Here is a 23142-nt window from a genome sequence, read left to right as displayed (position 1 = left end):
GACTGGGCGAACGATCATCCGTCTCCTGACGCGATCGGTTGGCCTCGGCGCCAGCCCTCGATCTGTTCGCGGTCAGCGGCACGAATCCAGAAGGATTTCTCACCAACAACGAGTCGCTCGAACTTGCCCATGACGTCGCGGTGTCGGTATTCGACCTCGTCGATGTCGGCGCTCGTGAGGACCTTCGTCGGTCGTCCCCACTGAATCGTCCATACCTCGACCTCACGGCCTCGAAGCACGACACAGCGGTGCAGTGTGAACAGACCGTGCCCCCACTGCAGACCGGTGGGACGCTCGCCCGTCCACGCAAGGACAAGGTCATCGATCTTGTGACCGTCCTGGCCGAACATCCGGCGGAGACTCTCTTCTGTCGAGATCACGCGCCGTCACTCGCCGTTCCTGGTCGGCAAGCGTTGCTCATTGCGCACGAAGGCGATGGTGGCATGGCCCGACAAGGCTCACCCACACCCAACGTGCATAGCCTGCGCTCTTGGTCGCTCAGACCACAGACAGCGGCAGCAAGGTCTTGCCGGTCGGGCCGATCTGGATCTCGGTCCCCATCTCCGGGCACACGCCACAGTCGTAGCACGGCGTCCAGCGGCAGTCCTCGACCTCGACGTCGGAGGATCCGTCGCCGACGGCGAGGGCGTCCTCCCAGTCGGCCCAGAGCCAGTCCTTGTCGAGGCCGGAGTCGAGGTGGTCCCAGGGCAGGATCTCGTCGTACTCGCGCTCGCGGGTGGTGAACCAGTCGAGGTCGACACCGGTGCCTTCAAGGCCGCGCTCGGCAGCAGCGACCCAGCGCTCGTAGGAGAAGTGCTCGCTCCAGCCGTCGAAACGGCCGCCGTCGCGCCACACCTCCTCGATGATCGCGCCGACACGGCGGTCGCCGCGGGACAGGAGTCCTTCGATCACACCGGGCTGGCCGTCGTGGTAGCGGAAGCCGATGGCGCGGCCGTAGCGCTTGTCGGCACGCACCGTGTCGCGCAGCTCGCGCAGGCGACGGTCGGTGGTCTCGACGTCGAGCTGGGCGGCCCACTGGAACGGGGTGTGCGGCTTCGGCACGAACCCGCCGATGGAGACGGTGCAGCGGATGTCGTTGCGGCCCGAGACCTCGCGGCCGGTCGCGATCACGCGCTTCGCGAGCTCGGCGATCTGCAGGACGTCCTCGTCCTGCTCGGTCGGCAGGCCGACCATGAAGTAGAGCTTCACCTGGCGCCAGCCGTGGCTGTACGCCGCTGCGACGGTACGGATCAGGTCGTCCTCGGTGACCATCTTGTTGATCACCTTGCGCATCCGCTCGCTCCCGCCCTCAGGCGCGAAGGTCAGGCCGGAGCGGCGGCCGTTGCGGGAGAACTCGTTGGCGAGCGTGATGTTGAAGGCGTCGACCCGCGTCGACGGCAGGGACAGCGAGACGTTGGTCCCTTCGTACCGGTCGGCCAGGCCCTTGGCGACCTCACCGATCTCGGTGTGGTCGGCGCTCGACAACGAGAGCAGCCCGACCTCCTCGAAGCCGGTCTTCTTCACGCCGTTGTCGACCATCGCCGCGATCGTCTCGATCGAGCGCTCGCGCACCGGGCGGGTGATCATCCCGGCCTGGCAGAACCGGCAGCCACGGGTGCAGCCACGGAAGATCTCGACGCTGAACCGCTCGTGGACGGTCTCGGCGAGCGGGACCAGCGGGTTGCGCGGGTACGGCCACTGGTCGAGGTCCATCAGCGTGTGCTTGCGCACCCGCTCCGGCGCCTCCGGGTGGTTGGGTACGACGGCCGCGATGGCCCCGGCGTCGTCGTACTCGACGTCGTAGAACTGCGGCACGTAGACCGAGCCCGAGACGGCCAGCCGCCGCAGCAGCTCGGTGCGCCCGCCCGGACGCCCCTCGCCCTTCCACTCGCGCACGACCTCGGAGATCTTGAGCACGACCTCCTCGCCGTCGCCGAGCACGGCGGCGTCGATGAAGGCCGAGACCGGCTCGGGGTTGAACGCGGCGTGGCCGCCGGCGATGACGACCGGGTGGTCGTCGGTGCGGTCGACGGCGTGCAACGGGATGCCGGCCAGGTCGAGCGCGGTGAGCATGTTCGTGTAGCCCAGCTCGGTCGAGAAGCTGATGCCGAAGAGGTCGAAGGCACCCACGGGACGGTGGCTGTCGACCGTGAACTGCGGGATCTGCTTCTCACGCAGCAGCTTCTCCATGTCCGGCCACACCGAGTAGGTGCGCTCGGCCAGGATCCAGTCGCGCTCGTTGAGCACTTCGTAGAGGATCTGCACGCCCTGGTTGGGCAGGCCGAGCTCGTAGGCGTCGGGGTACATCAGCACCCAGCGCACCTCTGTCTCGTCCCACTCCTTCGTCACCATGTTGAGCTCGCCGCCGACGTACTGGATCGGCTTGGACACCGACAGCAGGTGGGGCTCCAGCTGGGGGAAGACGGACTCAACGGACATGAGACCGATTCTACGGTCCGACCCGGGTGCTGCAGGCATCGTCGGGGAGGGAGCGCTGGGCCCCGCCCGTAGGATCCGCTCCATGAGTGCCTCCACCACGGGACGACTCGGGTGGACGGTCTTCACGCCGCCCGTGGCCGCGATCGTGCTCGCCTTCTCCTGGGGCACCCATCCCCCGCCCGCCGTGGCCGCCCTCATCGGGGTCGCCCTCATCGGTGCCGTCCTGGCGGGCGTGCACCACGCGGAGGTCGTCGCCCACAAGGTGGGCGAGCCGTTCGGCTCCCTGCTCCTCGCCGTGGCCGTCACGGTGATCGAGGTCGGCCTGATCGTCATGCTGATGGTGTCGGGGAACGGCGAGACAGCGACGCTGGCACGCGACACCGTGTTCGCGGCCCTGATGATCACGCTCAACGGCATCGTCGGCATCGCCCTGGTCGTCGCCGCCCTGCGCCACCACCTGGCGACCTTCAACCCCGAGGGCACCGGCTCGGCGCTGGCCACCGTGATCACCCTCGCCGGCCTGACGCTCGTCGTCCCGGCCTTCACCACCAGCGAGGCCGGCCCGTTCCTCACGGGATCCCAGCTGACCTTCGCCGCGCTCGCCTCGCTCGTGCTCTACGGGTCGTTCGTGTTCACCCAGACCGTGCGCCACCGGGACTTCTTCCTCCCGAACACGGTCTCCACCCCGGCAGGCTGGACGGCCGACAACGACGCCGACGGCGACGGGCACGCGGACCCGCCGACGACCCGCGAGGCCTGGATCAGCCTCGGACTGCTGGTGCTGTCGCTGCTCACCGTCGTCGGCCTGGCCAAGGTCGAGTCCTACTCGATCGAGGACGCCGTCGACTGGTTCGGCTTCCCGCATGCCGTCGTCGGCGTCGTGATCGCTCTGCTCGTGCTGGCGCCGGAGACGATCGCCGCCGTACGCGCTGCGCAGCGCGACCGCGTGCAGATCAGCCTCAACCTCGCCTACGGATCGGCGATGGCGTCGATCGGCCTCACCATCCCGGCCATCGCCGTTGCGTCGATCTGGCTGGAAGGCGAGCTGGCCCTGGGCCTCGAGCCGATCCAGCTGGTGCTGCTGATCCTGTCGGCGGTCGTGAGCGTCCTGACCGTCGTACCGGGGCGGGCGAAGCCGATGAACGGCGTCGTCCACCTCGTCCTGCTCGCGGCCTTCCTGCTGCTGACCGTGGCGCCATGACCCGACGAGCCCTGGCGGCGCTGGCCGCCGTGACCGTCGCACTCTCCGTCGCCGGCTGCTCCGACGAGGCACCCGCCGACTCCGACCGGATCGTGCTGACGCCCCCCTCGGAGGGCGCCGACCACACCCACGCGCCCGGCCAGGAACACGCGGCAGCCGCACCGATCGGGGACGGCACCACCGCGACCGCAGGCGGCTACCGGATGACCGCGGTGACGGTGCCGGCGGTCGGCAAGCCCGGCGACGTCACCTTCCGGATCCTCGACAGGACCGGTGCGGCCGTCACGAAGTACGTCCCGGAGCAGACCAAGCTCCTCCACCTGTACGTCGTCCGGTCGGACTTGAGCGGTTTCCGGCACCTGCACCCGGAACTGGGCGAGGACAGCACCTGGCGCGCCCGCGCCGACCTCGGTGCCGCAGGTCCGTGGCGCGTGGTCGCCGAGTTCACGCCGGAGGGCGCTGGCCAGCCGCTCGTGCTCGGGACGACGGTCGAGGTCCCCGGTGACTGGGAACCGGTCGCGGTGCCCCGCGGCGACGCGGCGACCACCAGCGACGACGGCGTGGTCCGGGTGCGCCTGCTGGGTGCCGGCACCGTCAGCGAGAACGGCCGGCTGCGCCTCGCGATCACGAACCTCGACGACCAGCCCCTGACACTCGGGTCCTTCCTCGGCGCTGCTGCCCACCTCACCGGATTCGCCCTCGACTCGAAGGGCTTCGTGCACGTGCACCCGTACGGCGCCCCCGAAGTGACCGACGACGGCACGGTCCTGACGTTCCACACGACCTTCACCCAGCCGGGCGACTACCGGATGTTCGTGCAGGTGCGGGTGGACGGGCTGCTGCACCAGGTCCCTGTGACGGCCACCGTCGACGCCGCCCCGTAGATTTCCCTCCACGCCAACTTCCATGCCCGACCGCAGGAGACCCATGAACCTCAGGCCCGCACGTACCGCGATCGCCGTCCTTCTGACCTCCACCCTGCTCCTCGCCGGCTGCAGCGACGACGGGGACGGCGACAAGTCGGGCAGCAAGCCGATCGGCGGTTCCTCCAGCGACACCGGCGCGAGCGAAGCGACGTCCGGAGCCACGACCGGGGACAGTGCGTCGTCGGACGGTGGCGCCGGCTCGTCGGACCTCGACAAGGACACGTTCTTCACGACCGTGATCCGTGCCCAGCAGGACGCGGGCAGCTTCCGGTCGAAGTCGACCACGTCGACGGCCGGCATCACCACGGAGCTCAACTCCGAGGCGATCTACGAGGACGGCGGGTTCCGGGGCCACGCGAAGAGCACCGCGTCCAGCCCGCAGCAGATCGAGACCGTCATCGCCAACGGCGTCATCTATCTCAAGGGCGAGGGCCTGGGCATTCCCGCCGGCAAGTGGCTCAAGTTCGACCCGAAGGACCCGGAGAACGCCGACAACCCGCTCGCGGGCATCGCCGCCGCGGCGGACCCCGAGGTCGCACTCCGGGCCATGGGCAAGCTGGACGCGCTCGAGCTCGTCGGCACCGAGACGGTCAGCGGCGTGAAGGCCCGCCACTACAAGGCCGTCATGGTCACCTCGAACTACGTCAAGGAGCTCGGTCTCCCCGCCGAGGTGGCCGGCATCCTGCCGCCGAAGCTCCCGTTCGACATGTGGGTCGACGGAGACGACCGTCCGGTGAAGTTCAGCATCGAGTTCGACATCCAGGGCAACACGTCGAAGAGCGTGCAGACGTACTCCGACTACGGCGTGGACGTCGACATCACCGCACCGAAGGACGCCGACACCGTCAAGTACTCCGAGCTCGGCAAGGGCTGACCCGGGGCAGGCCTGCTGGTCACTCGACCAGCAGGTCCACCGTGGTGACCGGGCTGGTGAACTCGTCCACCCGGACACTGACCTGGAGCACCCACGTCCCGGGCGTCGGGAACACGACGTCGGCGACGTAGGTGCCCGTCGCGGTCGGCACCACCGGCACCTCGCCGAGGTCGACCTCCCCGTCGCCCGATCGCAGGGCGACCGCCGGGACGTCGTACAGGTCGAGGGGCTCGCCGGCGGTGTCCTGCACCTGGACGATCAGCCGACGCTGGAGGCCGGAGCCGGCGTCGAGCACGGCGAGGACCTTGAGGTCGTCGTTCGCGATGCCGGTGACGACGCCGGTGTCGGCGGTCGTCGGCTGGGCCGGCGGTTCGCCGCCCGGCGGCTTCTGGGTGAGGAAGCCGGTGACCCCCAGGACGGCGACGAGGACCGCGGCCTCCCCGACGACGACCCGGCGGACCAGCCCGGTGGCCTTGCGCTGGACGTCGTGGCCCACACCGCCGGTCACCTGCGGCACGAGGCGGTACCGGTTCCACGCGGCCATCGCGACCACGACCAGCACGAGGGCGACCTTGACCAGCAGCAGCCGGCCGTAGGTCTCGCCGAAGAGCCGCGACCACGAACCGACGATCCGCCAGCCGAGCAGGACCCCGGACGCCGACAGCACGGCGAGCAGGCCCGCGGCCACCGTCGAGAACCGGCTCAGGAGCTGTACGGCGTCCCGCGGGCGCCCGGCGATCGCGGGCAGGGTGACGGCCAGGCCGACGAGGCCACCGAGCCAGACCGCGCCCGCCGTGAGGTGGAGGGCGTCGGTGACGACCAGCAGCGTGCCGGGTTCGTAGGCGCGGGTGTGGCCCACGAGGGCGGGCGACCAGACCGCGAGCGCCGTGACAAGGTCCGTGGTCAGGGCCGACTTCGGCCGTGGCGCGGACCAGGCGGCCGCAGCGAGCCCGAGCGCCTGCAGGGCCAGGACGACCAGGTCCTCGCGCACCAGGTCGGGATCGAGCGAGGCCGGGTCGAACACACCGCCCGGGCCGGAGCCCAGCTGGTACGCCCCCGACAGCGGTACGGCGACCGCGGCGGCCACGACCGCCACGACCGCCGAGCCGCGCAGGAGGCGGACCAGGCGTCGTCGTACGACATCGGTGAGGCGAACCCCCCGCGCCGTCCAGGCGAGGAAGAACGCGAGGCCACCGGCGAGCAGCAGGGCGACGTAGTCGAGGCCGTGGACGATCGCCTGGATCGTCGGCAGCGCTCCCGGGTCCGCCGGGCCGACCTTCGGCGCCTCGACCTTCGCGCTCGGGGCCCCGACGTGGAAGGTCAGCGAGCCGGCGATCGGGTGCCCGTCGGCGGACACGACGCGCCAGGTGACGACGTAGGTGCCGTCAGCGAGGTCGTCGGGGAGATCACCCTGCACCTCGACGCCGCTCGCCGAGGGCTCGATGTCGACCGGGTCGCCGGAGGCGTCGAACGCCAACAGCCCCTTCGGGACCAGCTGCACCGACTCGTCGAAGGTGAAGGTGACCTCGGCCGGAGCCTCGGCCAGCACCGCCCCCTCGGCGGGGTCGGTGGAGACGAGCGTGGCGTGTGCCGACGCCGGAGCCGCCCACCCGACCACCGCGACCGCGGCGATCAGGAGGGCGAGGACCAGCCCCGGCACACGCCGCACGGATCAGGCCTTCTTGCCGGAGCGGGCCAGGGCCACGCCGCCGAGGGCGAGGCCGCCGAGACCGGCGACCAGTCCGCCGATGGCGAGGCCGTTGCCGTCCTCGCCGTCGGCGTCCCCGGCCTCGTGGTCGCCGTCCTCGGCGTCGGCCTTCTCGTCGCCTGCGGCGCCGCCGTGGTGGCCCTCGCCCGACGCCTCGGTGATGGTCACCGTCGGGGCCGGGTGCTCGAGCTCCTCGGCGTCCTGGCCCTCAGCCGTGGTCTCGATCCAGCCGGTCTCGCCCTTGGCGCAGCTCTGCACCACGGGGAAGGCCAGCGTCTCCCCCGCCGCGTCCGGCAGCTGCACGGACAGCTCGACGGTGTCGCGGTAGCCGTCGACCAGCGGCGTCTTCGCCGTGTAGACGACCTTGGCGATCCGCTCGGTGAGCTCGTTGCCGTGCGCGTCCTTGATCGGTTCGTCCAGCTTCTCGGCGACCTTCTCGATCGTCCAGCTCGGGTTGACCGTCGGGGTCACCGAGGGGATCTCCTCCGGCATCGCGATGGCCAGCTTCGTGGTCGGCGAGCCCTCGCAGCCGTGGCCCACGCTGAAGGTCAGCACGGCGTACGAACCGGCCGAGGTGACGTTGGGCGTGACCGTGACGTGCGCGCTGGCGGCGCCGGCCGACAGGGCGACGATCGCGAGGGCGGCGGTGCCACTGAGGGCGGGCAGGGTGAAGCGTCGGACGTTCATGAGTTCTCTCTCTGTCTTCGGTGAGGTGGGTCGGGGCAGCAGCGACTGCCCGAGCACCTCCCGGACGGGAGGGATCAGGCGATCGCGGCGGCGCCGGCCGGAGGGCCGCGCGTCGGTGCGATCGCCAGGAAGCGGCGGGAGACCAGGGTGGTGACGGCCTGCCTGCCCGGCACGGCAGTGCGGACCGGCGCGGGCAGGCGCCCGAGGTCCGACCACGCCAGGAGTACGACGACCGCGCGGCGCCGCACGGCCCACATGAGCCCCGTGACCGCGGCTGCGAGGGCGTGCGCCGCGAGCATGCCGGGCGTCAGGCCCAGGAACCCGGCGTCGTGGCCGTGGGTCGCATGCGCGCCCGGGCTCAGGGCGACCAGCCACGCATGGCCGAGCACCTGCGCGCCGACGAGCACCGGGAGGACCACCCGGATCCCGGCCTTGCGGCGCAGCACGACCACGCTGGCGGCGTACACGAGACCGCCGAAGGCGGTCAGCCAGAGTGCCCCCGGCACCTCTCCCCCGGCCGCCATGTGCGCCAGGGCGAGCGCCGCGACGCTCTCGAGGCTGCCGATCGTCGCCGGTACGGCCACGCGGGTGCGCGGGGTACGGCGGACGGTCAACACGGCCCCTATCTTGCCGGACGACCCGCAAGGCCACGCGTTCGCGTGCTGGCCATCGCATCCAGCAGCGCGCCGATCGCGCGGGTCAGCGCCGAGTCGCCGGACTCGACCAGGAGCCGCCCGGCCACCAGGGCCTTGTCGACGGCCGGCTGGTCGTCGGGCAGGAAGTGAACCCCGAGGCTGGTTCCGAACCCGTTCAGCATCGCCACGACGTCCGGCTCGCGCCAGCCCAGCGTCGGTCGCATCCGGTTGACGACGATCCGCACCGGCGGGTTGACGAGGAGCTCGTTGAGCTCGGTCATCGCCCGCGCCAGCCGGGCCAGGCCCACCGGGTCGGCCGAGCCGACCAGCAGGACCTCGTCGGCGATCTCGAGCGCTTCGCGGGTCAGGTCGTTGCGCCCGGGCCGGCCCAGGTCGCTGGCCGTGTCGTGCTCGATGCTGAAGCCGGTGTCGATGACCACCTGGCCGCCGCGACGCGCCGCCTCCACGATCTCCGTCAGCGATCCCGGCCGGACCTCCACCCAGCGGTCGGCACGCGGGAGCCCGGTGATGACGCGCAGCTGGTCGGACAGGCGGCGCTGCACGGAGACGAAGCGCTGCTCCAGCGTTCCGGACGCGACGAGCCGGGCGGCAGCGAGCAGCCCCGACACCTCGTCCAGGATCCCGAGCTGTTGGGCCACGGCTCCGCCGTAGGGGTCGGCGTCGACGAGCAGCGTGGAGAGCCCGCGACGGGCCAGCTCTGCGGCGACACCCGACGCCAGCATGGTTCGGCCCGGGGCGCCGCCGGGTCCCCAGACAGCGATCACGCGGCCGGCGAGGGCGCCGTCGAGCGTGGGCGCGGGGTCCTCACCCGGCAACGGCACCGACGCTGCCGGCAACGTCGCGTCGGCAGGCAGCGCCGTCACGAGCGCACCGAGCTCGTCGATCCGGGCCGCATCGAGCAGCGTCGTGATCCCGATCCGGGCGGCCCGGGGCTGGGTGACGTCCGGTCCGGTCGCGATCCCGACCACGCGGACGCCGTACCGGGTCAGGTCGTCGACGACACCCTGGTCCAGCCCGGGCAGGTCGACGCCGAGGACGGCGACCTCGGCCTGGCCGGTGCTGGCCGCGGCGAGCAGGTCGTCCACGTCCACGCAGCGCTTGAGCACGACGGTCCCCGGATGGTCCTGGAGGGCGGCGAGGCCACGCGACTCCCACGCGGCGCCGCTCGACACCAGCAGTACGACGATCATCGCGGCCTCAGGACCGTTGCAGGATCCGGATGACCGGGTCCTGGAGGGAGCTGAGCAGGCGTTCGAACTCCGCGGCTCGCGGATCGTCGACCGCCACGACCAGCTGGCGCGCACCCGTGACCGCGAACGTGTCGTCGTACTCCGGCGCCGCCACGACGGTCACCTCGCTGAGGGCGGGCCCGTCGGCCTCGAGGTCCTCGGAGCGGGCTCCCTTGGCGAGCCCGGCTCCGTCGCTCACCCACACGTCGACGACCGACCCGGTGTCGACATCGGGCGGCACCCGGTTCGGGTCGACCTCGAGCGGCACCCGCAGCACCTCCTCGGCGTCGGACTCCCCGACCGCGGATCGGGCCAGCAGCTCCCCGGCGCCCACCGCGCGGGTCAGGACCAGGTCAGCGGGCACGGGTTCGTCGGCCGGGAAGTAGCGCCCCAACGCGGAGTCGTCCGTGAAGCGGATCCGCTCCACCTGCAGGTCCTCGCTCACGACCGGCGACCCGCTGCCACGGTCCTGGGCCAGCGCCCAGACCTGCACCGTGTCGTCGGCAGCGGCGAGCAGCCGCGCTCCGAGGACGACCGAACCGGTGACCAGCGCAACGCCGATCCACAACCTGGGGTCACGCCAGCCCGGCCGTGCCACGCGGGTGGCCTGCGGCGGTACGGGCGCGCCCGGAGAAATCCCGAGATCTCTGGACACGCGAACATCATGCAGTGCGGGGCGCCGAACGTCACCTGGTCGTCCACAGCCCGCCGCGCCGCCGGTGCAGCCGACCGGGCGGAGTGCAACGATGGAGCCATGAGCGGTACCCCACGATTCCTCACGCTCGCCGACGTCGCTGAGGTGCTCAACACCTCCAGCGCGCAGGTCTACGCCCTCGTGCGTCGCGGCGACCTGCCTGCGATCAAGATCGGCGGCCGCGGCCAGTGGCGTGTCGAGGGCTCGCGCCTCGAGGAGTACATCGCGGAGCAGTACAGGTCAGCCGAGAAGTACGTCGCCGAGCACCCCTTCGTGGACTCCGACGCCGACTGACCTCGGGCGGCGCTCAGCCGTCCTCGCCGTCGAGGACGACCTTCACCTTCCGGTCGTTGTTGCCGCGCTTGACGGTGAACTCGATGGTCTGTCCGGGCTGGTAGCTGCGGATAGCGACGATCAGCGCGATGCCGTCGCTGACCCGGGCGCCGTTGATGTGGGTGATCAGGTCACCCTTGCGCAGGCCGGCGTCCTTGGCCGGGCTCTTGGCCAGGATCTCGTCGAGCACGGCGCCGTCGCCGGTAGGGATGCCGCCCGTCTTCACCTTGGCGCCGATCACGGGGTACTGCGCCTTGCCGGTCTTGAGGATCTGGTCGGCGGTGACGCGCACCTGCTCGACGGGGATCGCGAAGCCGACCCCGATGTTGCCGGCGTCGGAGTCGATCGAGCCGCCGCCTGCCGTGGCGATCGCCGAGTTCACGCCGATCACCTCGCCCTGCATGTTGACCAGTGGGCCACCCGAGTTGCCCGGGTTGATCGCTGCGTCCGTCTGCACCGCGTTGATGTACGACGAGTCGTCGGCCGACGAACCGGTCGTCACCGGGCGCTGCAGGTAGCTCACGATGCCGGAGGTGACCGTGTCCGGGAGGCTGAGGGGCGATCCGATGGCCACCACCGGCTCACCGACCCGCAGCTTCTTCGAGTAGCCGAGCTTCGCGGGGACCAGGTCCTTGAAGTCCTTCACCGACAGGACCGCCAGGTCGTAGACCGGGCTGAGCCCGACCACGGTGGCTTCGTAGCGGTTGCGGTCGTGGTCGACGACCACGATCGGGCCCTTGCTCTTCGCGGCGGATGCCACGACGTGGTTGTTGGTGATGATGTGACCGTTGCCGTCCATCACCCAGCCGGAGCCGGTCGCACCGGCCGCCTGGCCGTCGTACTCCGCGAGGATCTGGACGGTGCTGGGGAGCACGGCCTGCGCCACGGCGGCGATCGATCCGGGCGCCTCGAGCGGCGGCAGCTCCTCGAGGTCGACGTCGGACAGCCCGCCGTCGGCGAAACCGGTGCCCGCGTCGTCATCGGAGACCTTGTCGTACGCGAGGGCACCGAGGAACCCACCGCCGAGACCGACCACGAGGGACAGCAGGGCCACGGCGGGCCAGATGCGGCGCGAGGGGCCGGAGCCACGCTCGACGTGAGGGGTCGGCAGGACCGGGCGCCGGACCGACAGGTCGGCGGGCGTCGGCGGGGCGGCCGGAGCGGGAGGCATCAGCGACGGAGCGAGCGTCGGCATCGGGAGCGTCGGCTCCGGGGCCGATTCAGGGCGGACGGCCGGGGGAACGGGCTGGGCACCCGGCGCCGGCGGCGCCCACTGCGGAGCGGTCTCGACAGGGGCCTCCTCGCCCACGGGGCCAGGGGGGACCACTTCGGTCCCCTCGATCGGCTCGGTGGGTTCCCGGTCGGCGTCGTACTCGTCGTGCGCGTCGTTCACGTCGTCATCATGTCTGATCCACCCAGCCGGGACCGGATGCGGGTTACGGCAGCATCCCGCGCACGGGCATGCGCAGCACGGTCGTCAGGGTGGTCGAGACCGTGGACGCGCCGTTGCCGGCGACCGGCGTCGTGGCGGGCGTCGGGGTGGGAGTCGACGGCAGGACGGAGTCGATCTGGGTGGTCGGGGGCCGACGATCCGTCGGCGGCACGCCACCCGGGTTGAGCCCGAACGCCAGGACACCCAGCATCGCTGCGCCCAGTGCGCCGCCCCCGATCATCGCGACGCCCGCGCCGCGGCGCTGGCCGTGACCACCGCCGGCGAGCAGGGCGTCACCCGGCGGCATGCTGAGCAGCGAACCCTTGAGGTCCGACGGCGCCATCCGCTCGCCGCCGCACAGGCCGGCCAGGCGCGTCTTCACCCAGCCCTCCCGCTCGACGAGGTCGCGGCACGCGTGACAGGAGTAGACGTGTGCCCACGCCTCCTCGGTGTCCTTCGCGGAGAGCTGTCCGTCGAGCAGGGCACTGACGCGGTTGCCGAGGTGACCGATCATCCGGCCGCTCCACCGGCGAGGGAAACGGTGGCGGGGCCGAGGTAGCGGGTGCGGTCGCCCTGCGGAGCCCGGTGCGCGAGGGCACTGCGGAGCAGTGCACGACCGCGGTGGATGCGCGAACGGACGGTGCCGAGCTTGGCACCGAGGATGTCGGCGATCTCCTCGTAGCTGAGGCCCTCGATGTCGCAGAGCACGACCGCGGCACGGAAGTCCGGCGGCAGGGACGCCAGGGCAGCCTCGACGTCGTCCTCGAAGTTCAGGTCGGCGTACGCGATCTCGGGCGCGGGGGAAGCGCTCGCGAGCCGGGAGGCACGCTCGTCGGACAGCGTGTCGAACCGGATCCGCTGCTTGCGGCGGGCTGTGTCGAGAAAGAGGTTGGTGGTGATCCGGTGCAGCCAGCCCTCGAACGTGCCGGGCGTGTAGGTGTGCAGCGAACGGAACACCCGCACGAACACTTCCTGCGTGAGGTCCTCGGCATCGTGGCGGTTGCCGGTCAGACGGAGCGCAAGGCGATAGACGCGATCGGAGTGCTGCTCCACGATCGATTCCCAGTTCAGGTCCTGTTCGGGGACCTGGGGATCGACGGGCTCCTTCATCGTGGCCTTCTTCCGCTGCGTCAGTACCAACGTGGTCTGGTCCTCTCACCGTAGAGCCGGGTCCTGAGCGTTCCCTGTGAACTCCCCCAACATTGGCCACAACGATCGGAGAGGATCCTGTGTTCCCGGCGGCGGGTCCGCCGCCTGCGCCGCCGTGAGCCTTAGGGTGAGAACCGTGGCTCCGACACCGATCAACGCATCCAGCTGGACGTACGCCGACACCTACGTCGTCGAGGACGACGTCCTGGCCGCTGCCCGCGCACGGTCCGAAGAGGTCGGCGTGACCCCGATCGGCTCCGGCGGCGGCGCGGCCCTGTGCTTCCTCGCCTCCGTGCTCGAAGCGCGCGCCGTGGTCGAGATCGGCACCGGCACCGGCGTCTCCGGCGTCTGGCTGCTGCGCGGGATGCGCTCGGACGGCGTCCTGACCACCGTCGACGTCGAGGCCGAGCACCAGCGCCTCGCGCGCGAGTCCTTCAAGGACGCCGGCGTGGCCCCCAACCGGGCCCGCACCATCGCCGGCTCCGCGCTCGACGTCCTCCCCCGCCTCACCGACGGCCACTACGACCTGGTCTTCGCCGACGGCGACAAGCGTGAGTACGGCGCCTACCTCACCGAGGCGCTGCGCCTGCTCCGTCCCGGCGGCGTGGTCGCGTTCGACAACGCCCTGTGGCACGGCAAGGTCGCGGACCCGGCCGTACGCGACGACGAGACCGTCGCGATCCGGGACCTCGTCCAGCAGGTCGCAGCGACCGAGGGCCTCGTGCCCGTGTTGCTGCCGGTCGGCGACGGCCTGTTGCTGGCCAAGAAGGAATGGATCCCGGAAACGGACTGACCACTGGGGCCGAGCCCGTCTAGGAGTCGGCGACGATTCCGTCCAGCGGCTCCGTCGAGCCGAGCCAGGTCAGCAGCAAGCGCGCTCCGAAGCCTGAGGGCCCGACCGTCCACTCGTGCCACTCCTTCTCCACGTCGCCCACCGAGGCGATGTCGAGGTGTGCCCACGGGACGTCGCCCACGAAGTGGCGCAGGAAGAGGGCTGCGGTGATCGCGCCGGCTCCCCCGGGGTCATTGCTCGCGTCGGCGATCTTCGACGCCAGCTTGTCCTCGTAGCCGTCGTAGAGGGGGAAGCGCCACAGCGGCTCGCCCGACTGTTCACCGGCGGCGGTCAATGCAGCGGCGAGCGCGTCGTCGGTCGCGAACAGGCCGGCCACCTGCTGGCCGAGCGCGACTTTCACGGCTCCAGTGAGGGTCGCGATGTCGAGGATGAGATCAGGGGCCAGCTCGGTGACGGCGTACGCGAGGGTGTCGGCCAGGACCAACCGGCCCTCGGCGTCGGTGTTGCCGACCTCGGTGGTGCGCCCACCCCAGTGCCGGATGACGTCACCCGGACGCAGCGCGCTGCCGGAGATGGCGTTCTCGGCGGCCGCGACCAGGCCGATGACGCGCACCGGGCAGTCGACGTCGGCCAGCGCGGCCATGGTGGCCAGGACGACGCCGCCGCCCGTCATGTCGCGCTTCATCGACGCCATGGAGGCGGCCGGCTTGATCGAGAGGCCGCCGGTGTCGAACGTGATGCCCTTGCCGACGAGCACCACGAGGGGAAGCTTCTTCGCTGCGCGGGCGCTGACACCGCGGGGCGTGTAGTCCAGCCGGATCAGTCGCGGCGGGGATGCCGACGCGGCGCCGACGGCAAGGATGCCGCCGAATCCCTCGCTGGCGAGGTCCTGCTCGTCCCAGACCTGCAGGTCGAGCCCGGCGGCGGCCGCGATCTGCTCGGCCTGCGTGGCCAGCCAGGCGGGGTTCTTCAGGTTGGCCGGCACGGTCGCCAGCAGCCGCGAGCGCCATCCGGCACCGCCGAGCGCGACCGCGCGCTCCAGCACCGCCCGGTCACCGGCGATCTCCGGGCCCGCGACGACGACGCGGCGCACCGGCAGCCGCTCAGGTCCCTGGGAACGCCAGTGGAAGACGAAGCTCCCCAGCATGGTGCCGACAACGAAGGCCTCGACCGACGCATGGACGTCGGACAGCTCGGCGTCGGCAACGACCGGGATCGAGGTGGCGACGGCGTCGCGGTCGAAGGTCGCACGCGCCAGCGCGGCGCCCGCCCGGCGCAGGTCGATCGGCCGGCCGGCACCGACGCCGACCAGGACCACCAGGCGCAGGTCGGGATTGGTCGTCGTACCGCCGGGGACCGGGACGGTGGCGACCTCGGCGGTCGCTCCGGTCAGTCCGTGGACCTCGCCGATGCCGACGAGGTCGAGATCGAGCTCGTCGGCGAGTTCCGCTGCCCCCGGCCCCAGCAGGAAGGGCACCTCGGCGTCACCCGGCAGCACCGGGAGCGCGACGACATCGACGCCGATGATGGCGCCGGGCAGGAGCTCGCTGAGCGCGAACTCCGGAGGTGAGACCTGACCCGGAAGGGCCGGTTCCCGGGTGCTGGAAGCAGCGGGTGGGGTCACCCGACCACAGTCTTGAGCGCGTCGCCGAGCGCAGAGGCCTCCTCGGCGTTGAGCTCGACCACGAGTCGGCCACCGCCCTCGAGCGGAACGCGCATCACGATGCCGCGCCCCTCCTTGGTGACCTCGAGCGGACCGTCGCCGGTCCGAGGCTTCATTGCCGCCATGCGGCACCCCTCTTCCACTAACTTCTGCGAGTTTGTCGTGCGCCCTGTGCACCCGACTTGTGCGCTGCACCATTATCGCCCATGCCACACAAACCGCGCAGCCACGGGTCGGTGTCGCCTCAGGGGCGGGCGTTCAGTCCGAAGGGTCGCCGGTGGCGTCGTCGGACTTCTCGGCGGTCGAATGCCCCCAATAATCGGGGGTCCTGACCTTTGCGCGCGGCTCCATCTCCGCCGCCATCCGGGTGAGCAGCGCGTCGACCTCCGACATTCGATAACCGCGGAACGCCAGCGAGAAACGGATCTTGCGGAGATCGCCGGCCTCGATCCTGCGATCGGCAGGGACCAGCGCATCGGGGCGGTCGTCGTATGCCGGGGCCATCGGCTCGCCGTGTCCGGCGGCCAGCATCGCCACTCCGCCCATGGCGAGCACGATGAGGACGGCGAAGACCCACATCATCGGATGGGACATGTGCGGCGCCTCCTCACGCGTGCCGCTCGCGGGCGGCGACCATCAGTGCGACGGCCTCGTCGACGTCATCGGTCAGGGTCAGCATGTCGATGTCGGTCTGCTTGATGCGGGCGTCCGCCAGCATGGAGCCCTGCATCCAGTCGATCAGGCCCTGCCAGTACTCCACACCCATCAGGACGATCGGGAACTGGGTGATCTTGAGGGTCTGCGACAGCGTCATCGCCTCGAAGAGCTCGTCCAGGGTGCCGATGCCGCCCGGCAGGACGACGTAGCCCTGCGAGTACTTCACGAACATCATCTTGCGGACGAAGAAGTACCGGAAGTTCAGCCCGAAGGCCACGTAGTCGTTGAGCTTGGCCTCCCACGGGAGCTCGATGCCGAGGCCCACGCTCTCGCCGCCGGCCTCCATCGCACCCTTGTTGGCGGCCTCCATCGCGCCGGGGCCACCGCCGGTGATGACAGCGAAGCCGGCCTTGGCCAGCCCCGCGCCGACCCGCACGCCGATGTCATAGGCGGGGTGCGTCGGGGTGATGCGCGCCGAACCGAAGACCGAGATCGCCGGACCGAGCTCGGCGAGGTCGTTGAAGCCCTCGACGAACTCCGCCTGGATCTTCAGCACCCGCCACGTGTCGGTGTGCACCCAGCCGCCGTCGCCACGGCTGTCCAGCAGTCGCTGGTCGGTCGTGGAGCCCTCAGGACGACCCTTGCTCGGCCGCGGTCCTGGTCCGTTTCGCCTCGTCATGGTTGATCCTCCCGCGTCGGGTGTCCGAGTAGCCACTGCCGCAACTGCTGTTCGCACTGCTCGATCTGCGCCACCTCGACGAACTCCTCCTGCTTGTGCGCGAGGAGGGGGTCGCCCGGTCCGTAGTTGACGGCCGGCACCCCCAGCGCGGTGAACCGGGCCACGTCGGTCCACCCGAACTTCGGGTTGACCACGCCACCGACTGCGTCCACGAAGGCCCGCGCCGCAGGCTGTTCGAGCCCCGGCAGCGCCCCGGGCGCGGAGTCGGTCAAGGTGATGTCGAAGCCGTCGAAGAACTCCCGCACGAACGCAAGGGCCTCGGCCTCCGAACGGTCGGGCGCGAACCGGAAGTTCACGGTGACGACGCATTCGTCGGGAATGACGTTGCCGGCGACGCCACCGCTGATCCCCACCGCGTTGAGCCCCTCGTGGTACTCCAGCCCGTCGATCACGGGCCGCCGGGCGTCGTACTCGTTCAAGCGGGTGAGTACGGCGGCCGCTGCGTGGATCGCGTTGACGCCCTTCCAGCTGCGGGCGGAATGGGCCCGCTCGCCGCGCGTGCGGACATCGACGCGCAGGGTGCCCTGGCACCCGGCCTCGACCACGGCGTTCGACGGCTCCATCAGGATCGCGAAGTCCGCTTCCAGCAACGCCGGGTCCGACTCGCTGAGCAGGCGCAGTCCGTTGAGTGCGGAGTCGATCTCCTCGCAGTCGTAGAGCACGAAGGTCACGTCGTGCACCGGCTCGGGCACCGTCGCGGCGAGACGCAGGATGACCGCGTCGCCACCCTTCATGTCGCAGGTGCCCAGGCCGTGCAGGAGGCCGTCCTCGAGGCGGCTCGGCAGGTTGTCGTTGAGGGGCACCGTGTCGAGGTGGCCCGCGATGACGACCCGCGACGCCCTGCCCAGCTCGGTGCGCGCGACGAGGGTGTTGCCGTGCCGGCTGACTGCGAGGTGCGGCAGTGCCACGAGCGCCGCCTCAACGGTGTCGGCGATCGCCTGCTCGTTGCGGCTGACCGACTCGATGTCGACCAGCGCCCGGGTCAGGGAGACGACATCGGCGGACAGGTCGAGGGGGTGCGGCGGACTCACCTGACCAGTCAAGCAGGCCGGCCCACGGCACCCACCCATCCGGGCCCGGCTTCACCGATGGTTTCGCGAAAATCTGCGCGGGGTATCCCGGAAGGGTCACCAGAACAGGTTTGTCGATCTCGGGAGAAGCAGGATGGCCTTCGACTACGAACAACTCGATTCACTTCTCGACGACGCGGCCCGCGAGGCCGCCTTCGCCGACCTCACCCGGCGGGACGGCTGGGACTACGACAACGGCAAGGACTACGTCGTCAAGACCGAGAACTACGGCGAGAGCTCGAGCGTGCAGACCGTCTACTTCGACGGTCGCGCCACGCTCGGTGGCTACAACATCGGAGCGACCAGCCCGACCGAGCCGTTCCCCTCGCTCGCTGCCGAGTACGCCGGCATGGTGTCGGGCTGGCGCAGCAAGCTCGACCAGGCCGTGTCCGGCTGGGACGGCGTACCGAAGCCCTCGGTCCTCGACGACGCCAAGGCGCAGTGCCTGCTGGGCGTGCAGAAGCTGGCGGGCGGCACCGGCAACGGCGGATCGCAGTTCGGGAACCCGGACCTGGAGGCGATCGGCTACATCCGCAAGTTCATCCCGAGCCCGGACCAGGGCGGCCAGACCATCAGCGCGTTCTACACCAACTACGGACCCGAGCGCCTGGAGACGGTTCTCGACGGCCAGTGCGAGGCGGTGGCCGCGCTGGGGGTGGCGATCACGGGCACGCAGAAGCTGTTCGAGACCTCCCGTGAAGACGTCGCGAACCTCGTCGGCAACGCGAAGGAGGCGTTCCGGCAGACCCGCAAGGACTATTCGAACCTCCAGACCATCCAGACCGTGCTGACGGTCGCCAACGCCACGGCGGGCGTGCTGGGGGTCTTCATCGGACCCGGTGTCGGTACAGCGGCGATCGGGGGGCTGAGTGCCGGCACCTCCTTCCTCAGCACGGCGCTGGGCCTGCTCCCGAAGCCGACGGAGTCGAAGCTGCCCTACAGCGGTTCCTCGCCCAACGACGTCTACAACGACTTCAAGAAGGGCTTCACCACCCTCACCGAGAAGGCCGAGGCGCAGGACCGGGGCCTGCAGATGGTGCTCGAGAGCATGCTTGCCGCCGTCAACGACCCGGTGAACCGCCTGAACTTCCACGTCCACCCCGGCCAGGGGGAAGCGCCGCTCGGCGACACGATCAACGTGCAGTACTCCACGCTGGAGCACATCGGCTACGAGTCCATGCCGACCGTGGCACGGGCGTTCCTCCAGGCTGCCGACCAGGTCGAGAGCAGCAACCAGATCAACGCCTGGATCCGCACCGGCATCGTCGGGCTCGGCAGCTACGGCTGCTACTTCGCGTGGCGCGACCTCGCCTACCAGATCACGCCCCTGCTCAACGACACCGGCGCCGAGGTCGTCCGGGCCGGCGAGTCACTGGCCGAGGCAGCGGGGTACTTCCGCGACAGCGACGGCTGGGCGAAGGACAAGCTCGGCGCCAACTACAAGGAGCTGGAAGGCGCCGAGCTCGGCTGGCAGGACCCGTACGTGCCGCCGCCCCCGCCGCCGCGTCGACACGGCGGCCCGCAGCCGTTCTGACGCGGGTCAGGCCAGCGCCAGACGGATGGCGGCCTGTTCACCGTCACCCACGACGACCGCGGTGGCGCCCTCGGCGTCCGCCCCGGCGCTGACGGTGTACGACGTCGCGAGGGTCTCCCCCGCGATCAGCGCCTCGTGCGTGGTGGCTGCCGCCAGGACCGCCGCCGAACCGGACACGACGAGCTCGATCCGGTCGGTCACGTCGAGGCCGCCGTCCTTGCGGGCCTGCTGGACCGCACGGACGAGGTCACGGGCGAGGCCCTCCTCGGCGAGCTCGGGCGTCACGACGGTGTCGAGGACGACGAAGCCGCCGGTCGGCAGCATGCCCGTCGCGGCGCCCTCGGCGGCATCACCGACCGCCGTCTCCAAGGAGTACTCCCCTTCGACGAGCGCGAGGCCGCCCGAGGTGACGGTGCCGTCCTCGGCCACGGACCAGTCGCCCGTCTTCGAGCCCTTGATGGCGAGCTGGACGTCCTTGCCGAGGCGCGGACCGGCCGCACGAGCGTTGACGGTGAGCTTCTGCTCCACGCCGTAGCCCTCGGCCTCGTCGGAGTCGGCGGCCACCAGGCGCACCGACTTCACGTTGAGCTCGTCGGCGATGATCTCGCTGAACGGCTCGAGTGCGGTCGGGTCGGCCACCACGACGGTGAGCTGCGCGAGCGGCAGCCGGTTGCGCAGCCGGGCGGCCTTGCGCAGTGCGGACGTCGCCGAGCAGACCTCGCGGACCTGGTCCATCGCAGCGACGAGCGCGTCATCTGCCGGCAGGGCCGACACGTCGGGCCAGTCGGCCAGGTGCACCGAGCGCTCGCCGGTCAGGCCGCGCCAGATCTCCTCGGTGGTCAACGGCAGCAGCGGGGCGATGGCCCGGCACACGACGTCGAGCACCGCGGCCAGCGTCTCGAACGCTTCCGGCTTGCCCTCCCAGAACCGCTCGCGGGAGCGGCGGACGTACCAGTTGGTCAGCACGTCGAAGAACGCACGCGTGGTCTCGCAGGCATCCGCGATCGCGTACTCGTCGAGCTCGGCGGTCAGCTTGTCGACGTACTGCCTGGTCTTGGCGAGCAGGTAGCGGTCGAGCGGGTCGCTCGAGTCCGTCGAGCCCTGGGCGTCGTAGTGCTCGGCGTTGGCGTAGAGCGCGAAGAAGTACCACGTGTTCCACAGCGGGATCATCACCTGGCGCACGGCCTCGCGGATGCCCTGCTCGGTCACCACGAGGTTGCCACCGCGCAGGATCGGGCTGGCCATGAGGAACCAGCGCATCGCGTCGGCGCCGTCGCGGTCGAAGACCTCGGACACGTCGGGGTAGTTGCGCAGCGACTTCGACATCTTGTTGCCGTCGGAGCCCAGCACGATGCCGTGGCTGATGCACGACGAGAACGCCGGCTTGTCGAAGAGCGCCGTCGCCAGGATGTGCAGCGTGTAGAACCAGCCGCGGGTCTGGCCGATGTACTCGACGATGAAGTCCGCCGGGAAGTGCTGCTCGAACCAGTCGGTGTTCTCGAACGGGTAGTGCACCTGGGCGAAGCTCATCGAGCCCGAGTCGAACCACACGTCGAGCACGTCGGAGACGCGACGCATCGTCGACCTGCCGGTCGGGTCGTCGGGGTTGGGTCGGGTCAGGTCGTCGATCCACGGGCGGTGGAGGTCGCGCAGGCCCTGGGCGTTGACCGGCAGGCGGCCGAAGTCGCGCTCGATCTCGTCGAAGGAGCCGTAGACGTCGATCCGCGGGTACGTGGGGTCGTCGCTCTTCCACACCGGGACCGGGCTGCCCCAGAAGCGGTTGCGGGTGATCGACCAGTCGCGGGCGTTCTCGAGCCAGCGACCGAACTGGCCGTCCTTGATGTGCTCGGGGGTCCAGCGGATGTCCTGGTTGAGCTCCCCCATCCGGTCCTTGATCTTGGTGACCTCGACGAACCACGACGAGACGGCCATGTAGATCAGGGGTTCGCGGCAGCGCCAGCAGTGCGGGTAGGAGTGGTTGTAGGACTCGCGGCGCAGCAGCACCGTGCCCGGGCTGACCGAGGCGGTCGCGGCCTTGAGGTCACCGATGATGTGCGGGTTCGCGTCGAAGACCTGCATGCCTTCGTAGTCGGTCACCGGGAACGTGAAGCGCCCGTCCTTGCCGACGGGTACGACGGTCTCGACACCTGCCGCGTCGAGGATCGCCTTGTCGTCCTCACCGAAGCCGGGCGCGAGGTGCACCAGCCCGGTGCCGTCCTCGACGGTCACGAAGTCGGCAACCAGCACGCGGTGTGCGTTGTCGGCGCCGGCGTAGTAGGTGAACGGCGGCGTGTAGCTGCGACCCGCGAGGTCGGCGCCGGTCAGCGTCTCGACGACGTTCGGTTCCTCCCCCAGCTCCTTCGCGTACGACGCCAGCCGGGCCTTGGCCAGGAGGTACCGCTCCGCGGAGCCGGTGGGCAGGTCGGACTCGACGACGACGTACTCGATCGACGGGCCGACGGCGATACCCATGTTGGACGGCAGGGTCCACGGCGTCGTGGTCCAGACCAGCGCGAGCTCGCCGGAGTCGAGGCGGAACCCGACGGTGAGGGCGGGGTCCTGACGGTCCTGGTAGACGTCGTCGTCCATCCGCAGCTCGTGGTTGGAGAGCGGGGTCTCGTCGTTCCAGCAGTACGGCAGGATCCGGAAGCCCTCGTAGACGAGGCCCTTGTCGAACAGGCCCTTGAAGGCCCACAGGACCGACTCCATGAACTCGGGGTTCATCGTCTTGTAGTCGTTGTCGAAGTCGACCCAGCGCGCCTGGCGGGTGACGTACTCGCGCCACTCGCCGGAGTACTTGAGCACCGAGGCGCGACAGGCGTCGTTGAACTTGTCGATGCCCATCTCGACGATCTCGTCGGTGGTCTTGATGCCGTTGAGGCGCATCGCCTCGAGCTCGGCGGGCAGGCCGTGGGTGTCCCAGCCGAAGCGGCGCTCGACCCTCTTGCCGCGCATCGTCTGGTAGCGCGGCACGATGTCCTTGACGTAGCCGGTGAGCAGGTGGCCGTAGTGCGGGAGACCGTTGGCGAACGGCGGGCCGTCGTAGAAGACGAACTCGTTCTCGCCGGAGGCGCCCGGGTCGCGCTGCTCGACCGACGCCCGGAACGTGTCGTCCTCGGCCCAGTAGGCCAGGACCCCCTCCTCGATGGCGGGGAACTTCGGGGAGCCGGGAACGGCACCCTGCCCGTTGTTCGGGTCGGCGGTCGGGTCGGTGGTGACCTTCGGATAGGTCATCTGGCTTCGGTCTCCTGCGTCGTCTGCGGATTTCGTTGGTAGAGCTTGTCGAAACCCAGGGACGATCCGTCAGGACCGCGGTACCACCCTGCTTGCCCCTTGCGGGACCTCTCATTCAATGCTG

The 23142-nt window shown here is 70.6% G+C and carries 22 protein-coding genes; 6 read left to right on the top strand and 16 right to left on the bottom strand.

From position 1 onward, the window contains the following. Nucleotides 1–14: 14 nt before the first annotated feature. Nucleotides 15–350: a hypothetical protein gene (locus ACOACQ_RS09515; protein ID WP_378604848.1), complete on the bottom strand. Its 336-nt coding sequence runs from the start codon at nucleotides 348–350 to the stop codon at nucleotides 15–17. Nucleotides 351–498: 148 nt separating this feature from the next. Then, nucleotides 499–2439 (bottom strand): TIGR03960 family B12-binding radical SAM protein, encoded by a 1941-nt coding sequence (locus tag ACOACQ_RS09510; RefSeq protein WP_420288136.1) that lies wholly within the window; start codon nucleotides 2437–2439, stop codon nucleotides 499–501. An 82-nt stretch (nucleotides 2440–2521) separates the two neighbouring features. Here ACOACQ_RS09510 and ACOACQ_RS09505 point away from each other — a divergent pair, with 82 nt between their 5' ends. The 3 genes from ACOACQ_RS09505 to ACOACQ_RS09495 are packed head-to-tail and all read left to right on the top strand — an operon-like array spanning nucleotide 2522 to nucleotide 5440. Beyond that, nucleotides 2522–3640 carry a calcium:proton antiporter gene (locus ACOACQ_RS09505; RefSeq protein ID WP_378604854.1) on the top strand — a complete coding sequence of 373 codons (1119 nt, stop codon included), beginning with the start codon at nucleotides 2522–2524 and terminating at the stop codon, nucleotides 3638–3640. Beyond that, entirely contained in the window at nucleotides 3637–4524 is an 888-nt protein-coding gene (locus ACOACQ_RS09500) for a hypothetical protein (protein ID WP_420288135.1), read from the top strand. Before ACOACQ_RS09505 ends, ACOACQ_RS09500 begins: the two co-directional genes overlap by 4 nt. Nucleotides 4525–4567: 43 nt before the next feature. Beyond that, nucleotides 4568–5440, top strand: a complete 873-nt coding sequence (locus ACOACQ_RS09495; RefSeq protein ID WP_378604860.1) for a hypothetical protein — start codon at nucleotides 4568–4570, stop codon at nucleotides 5438–5440. A gap of 19 nt (nucleotides 5441–5459) precedes the next feature. On the opposite strand, the gene ACOACQ_RS09490 is transcribed toward ACOACQ_RS09495, so the two are convergent. The 5 genes from ACOACQ_RS09490 to ACOACQ_RS09470 form a co-directional block, all read right to left on the bottom strand. Next, complete coding sequence (locus ACOACQ_RS09490; protein WP_420288134.1) at nucleotides 5460–7109, bottom strand: copper resistance protein CopC; 1650 nt, start codon at nucleotides 7107–7109, stop codon at nucleotides 5460–5462. 3 nt (nucleotides 7110–7112) lie between these two features. After that, on the bottom strand, nucleotides 7113–7835 hold the full coding sequence (locus ACOACQ_RS09485; protein ID WP_420288133.1) for a YcnI family protein: 723 nt from the start codon (nucleotides 7833–7835) through the stop codon (nucleotides 7113–7115). 74 nt (nucleotides 7836–7909) lie between these two features. Beyond that, entirely contained in the window at nucleotides 7910–8452 is a 543-nt protein-coding gene (locus ACOACQ_RS09480) for a cell division protein FtsQ (protein ID WP_420288132.1), read from the bottom strand. Nucleotides 8453–8457: 5 nt separating this feature from the next. Then, nucleotides 8458–9681: an AAA family ATPase gene (locus ACOACQ_RS09475; RefSeq protein WP_378604878.1), complete on the bottom strand. Its 1224-nt coding sequence runs from the start codon at nucleotides 9679–9681 to the stop codon at nucleotides 8458–8460. Nucleotides 9682–9688: 7 nt separating this feature from the next. Then, on the bottom strand, nucleotides 9689–10375 hold the full coding sequence (locus ACOACQ_RS09470) for a hypothetical protein (protein WP_420288131.1): 687 nt from the start codon (nucleotides 10373–10375) through the stop codon (nucleotides 9689–9691). 99 nt (nucleotides 10376–10474) lie between these two features. Here ACOACQ_RS09470 and ACOACQ_RS09465 point away from each other — a divergent pair, with 99 nt between their 5' ends. Then, nucleotides 10475–10708, top strand: a complete 234-nt coding sequence (locus ACOACQ_RS09465; protein WP_378604884.1) for a helix-turn-helix domain-containing protein — start codon at nucleotides 10475–10477, stop codon at nucleotides 10706–10708. Nucleotides 10709–10721: 13 nt separating this feature from the next. Here the strand turns inward: ACOACQ_RS09465 and ACOACQ_RS09460 are convergent, their stop codons facing one another. From ACOACQ_RS09460 to sigE, 3 genes are read right to left on the bottom strand one after another with little or no spacing between them, the layout of a single operon-like run. Next, nucleotides 10722–12140, bottom strand: a complete 1419-nt coding sequence (locus ACOACQ_RS09460) for a S1C family serine protease (RefSeq protein WP_378604887.1) — start codon at nucleotides 12138–12140, stop codon at nucleotides 10722–10724. Between the two features lie 43 nt (nucleotides 12141–12183). Beyond that, nucleotides 12184–12693 (bottom strand): anti-sigma factor family protein, encoded by a 510-nt coding sequence (locus tag ACOACQ_RS09455; protein WP_420288130.1) that lies wholly within the window; start codon nucleotides 12691–12693, stop codon nucleotides 12184–12186. After that, nucleotides 12690–13289, bottom strand: a complete 600-nt coding sequence (gene sigE / locus ACOACQ_RS09450) for an RNA polymerase sigma factor SigE (protein ID WP_420288129.1) — start codon at nucleotides 13287–13289, stop codon at nucleotides 12690–12692. The genes ACOACQ_RS09455 and sigE overlap by 4 nt, the downstream gene beginning before the upstream one ends. A gap of 175 nt (nucleotides 13290–13464) precedes the next feature. On the opposite strand from sigE, the gene ACOACQ_RS09445 reads away from it, so the two are divergent. Further along, on the top strand, nucleotides 13465–14121 hold the full coding sequence (locus ACOACQ_RS09445; protein ID WP_378604896.1) for an O-methyltransferase: 657 nt from the start codon (nucleotides 13465–13467) through the stop codon (nucleotides 14119–14121). Nucleotides 14122–14140: 19 nt separating this feature from the next. On the opposite strand, the gene ACOACQ_RS09440 is transcribed toward ACOACQ_RS09445, so the two are convergent. The 5 genes from ACOACQ_RS09440 to dapE all read right to left on the bottom strand — a co-directional run bounded on the left by ACOACQ_RS09440 (nucleotide 14141) and on the right by dapE (nucleotide 18211). Then, entirely contained in the window at nucleotides 14141–15745 is a 1605-nt protein-coding gene (locus ACOACQ_RS09440) for a leucyl aminopeptidase family protein (protein WP_378604899.1), read from the bottom strand. After that, a complete protein-coding gene (locus ACOACQ_RS09435; protein ID WP_082574114.1) occupies nucleotides 15742–15909 on the bottom strand; it encodes a DUF3117 domain-containing protein in 168 nt (55 codons plus the stop codon). Before ACOACQ_RS09435 ends, ACOACQ_RS09440 begins: the two co-directional genes overlap by 4 nt. 133 nt (nucleotides 15910–16042) lie before the next feature. Beyond that, nucleotides 16043–16378: a DivIVA domain-containing protein gene (locus ACOACQ_RS09430; RefSeq protein ID WP_378604902.1), complete on the bottom strand. Its 336-nt coding sequence runs from the start codon at nucleotides 16376–16378 to the stop codon at nucleotides 16043–16045. A gap of 13 nt (nucleotides 16379–16391) precedes the next feature. Continuing rightward, nucleotides 16392–17120 carry a TIGR00730 family Rossman fold protein gene (locus tag ACOACQ_RS09425; protein ID WP_378604905.1) on the bottom strand — a complete coding sequence of 243 codons (729 nt, stop codon included), beginning with the start codon at nucleotides 17118–17120 and terminating at the stop codon, nucleotides 16392–16394. Next, on the bottom strand, nucleotides 17117–18211 hold the full coding sequence (gene dapE / locus ACOACQ_RS09420) for a succinyl-diaminopimelate desuccinylase (protein WP_378604908.1): 1095 nt from the start codon (nucleotides 18209–18211) through the stop codon (nucleotides 17117–17119). The genes ACOACQ_RS09425 and dapE overlap by 4 nt, the downstream gene beginning before the upstream one ends. A 133-nt stretch (nucleotides 18212–18344) precedes the next feature. Here dapE and ACOACQ_RS09415 point away from each other — a divergent pair, with 133 nt between their 5' ends. Then, nucleotides 18345–19784, top strand: a complete 1440-nt coding sequence (locus ACOACQ_RS09415; RefSeq protein WP_378604911.1) for a hypothetical protein — start codon at nucleotides 18345–18347, stop codon at nucleotides 19782–19784. Between the two features lie 6 nt (nucleotides 19785–19790). On the opposite strand, the gene ileS is transcribed toward ACOACQ_RS09415, so the two are convergent. Further along, the gene (gene ileS, locus ACOACQ_RS09410) at nucleotides 19791–23018 is read right to left on the bottom strand and encodes an isoleucine--tRNA ligase (RefSeq protein ID WP_420288128.1); all 3228 of its coding nucleotides are present in this window, start codon (nucleotides 23016–23018) and stop codon (nucleotides 19791–19793) included. Nucleotides 23019–23142: the final 124 nt, after the last annotated feature.

This window comes from Nocardioides sp. CPCC 206347, assembly GCF_048654605.1.
Classification (GTDB): Bacteria; Actinomycetota; Actinomycetes; order Propionibacteriales; family Nocardioidaceae; genus Nocardioides.
Note: the sequence above shows the minus strand (reverse complement) of the source record. Positions and strands in the feature narration are given on the sequence as shown.

Bases quoted from the DNA above. Each gene is read 5' to 3' on its own strand.
- ileS (WP_420288128.1), bottom strand. From the start codon at position 23,018: ATGACCTATCCGAAGGTCACCACCGACCCGACCGCCGACCCGAACAAC.
- ACOACQ_RS09515 (WP_378604848.1), bottom strand. From the start codon at position 350: ATGTTCGGCCAGGACGGTCACAAGATCGATGACCTTGTCCTTGCGTGG.
- ACOACQ_RS09455 (WP_420288130.1), bottom strand. From the start codon at position 12,693: ATGATCGGTCACCTCGGCAACCGCGTCAGTGCCCTGCTCGACGGACAG.
- ACOACQ_RS09425 (WP_378604905.1), bottom strand. From the start codon at position 17,120: ATGACGAGGCGAAACGGACCAGGACCGCGGCCGAGCAAGGGTCGTCCT.
- ACOACQ_RS09465 (WP_378604884.1), top strand. From the start codon at position 10,475: ATGAGCGGTACCCCACGATTCCTCACGCTCGCCGACGTCGCTGAGGTG.
- ACOACQ_RS09505 (WP_378604854.1), top strand. From the start codon at position 2,522: ATGAGTGCCTCCACCACGGGACGACTCGGGTGGACGGTCTTCACGCCG.
- ACOACQ_RS09475 (WP_378604878.1), bottom strand. From the start codon at position 9,681: ATGATCGTCGTACTGCTGGTGTCGAGCGGCGCCGCGTGGGAGTCGCGT.
- ACOACQ_RS09510 (WP_420288136.1), bottom strand. From the start codon at position 2,439: ATGTCCGTTGAGTCCGTCTTCCCCCAGCTGGAGCCCCACCTGCTGTCG.
- ACOACQ_RS09495 (WP_378604860.1), top strand. From the start codon at position 4,568: ATGAACCTCAGGCCCGCACGTACCGCGATCGCCGTCCTTCTGACCTCC.
- ACOACQ_RS09435 (WP_082574114.1), bottom strand. From the start codon at position 15,909: ATGGCGGCAATGAAGCCTCGGACCGGCGACGGTCCGCTCGAGGTCACC.
- sigE (WP_420288129.1), bottom strand. From the start codon at position 13,289: ATGAAGGAGCCCGTCGATCCCCAGGTCCCCGAACAGGACCTGAACTGG.
- ACOACQ_RS09430 (WP_378604902.1), bottom strand. From the start codon at position 16,378: ATGTCCCATCCGATGATGTGGGTCTTCGCCGTCCTCATCGTGCTCGCC.
- ACOACQ_RS09500 (WP_420288135.1), top strand. From the start codon at position 3,637: ATGACCCGACGAGCCCTGGCGGCGCTGGCCGCCGTGACCGTCGCACTC.
- ACOACQ_RS09485 (WP_420288133.1), bottom strand. From the start codon at position 7,835: ATGAACGTCCGACGCTTCACCCTGCCCGCCCTCAGTGGCACCGCCGCC.
- ACOACQ_RS09415 (WP_378604911.1), top strand. From the start codon at position 18,345: ATGGCCTTCGACTACGAACAACTCGATTCACTTCTCGACGACGCGGCC.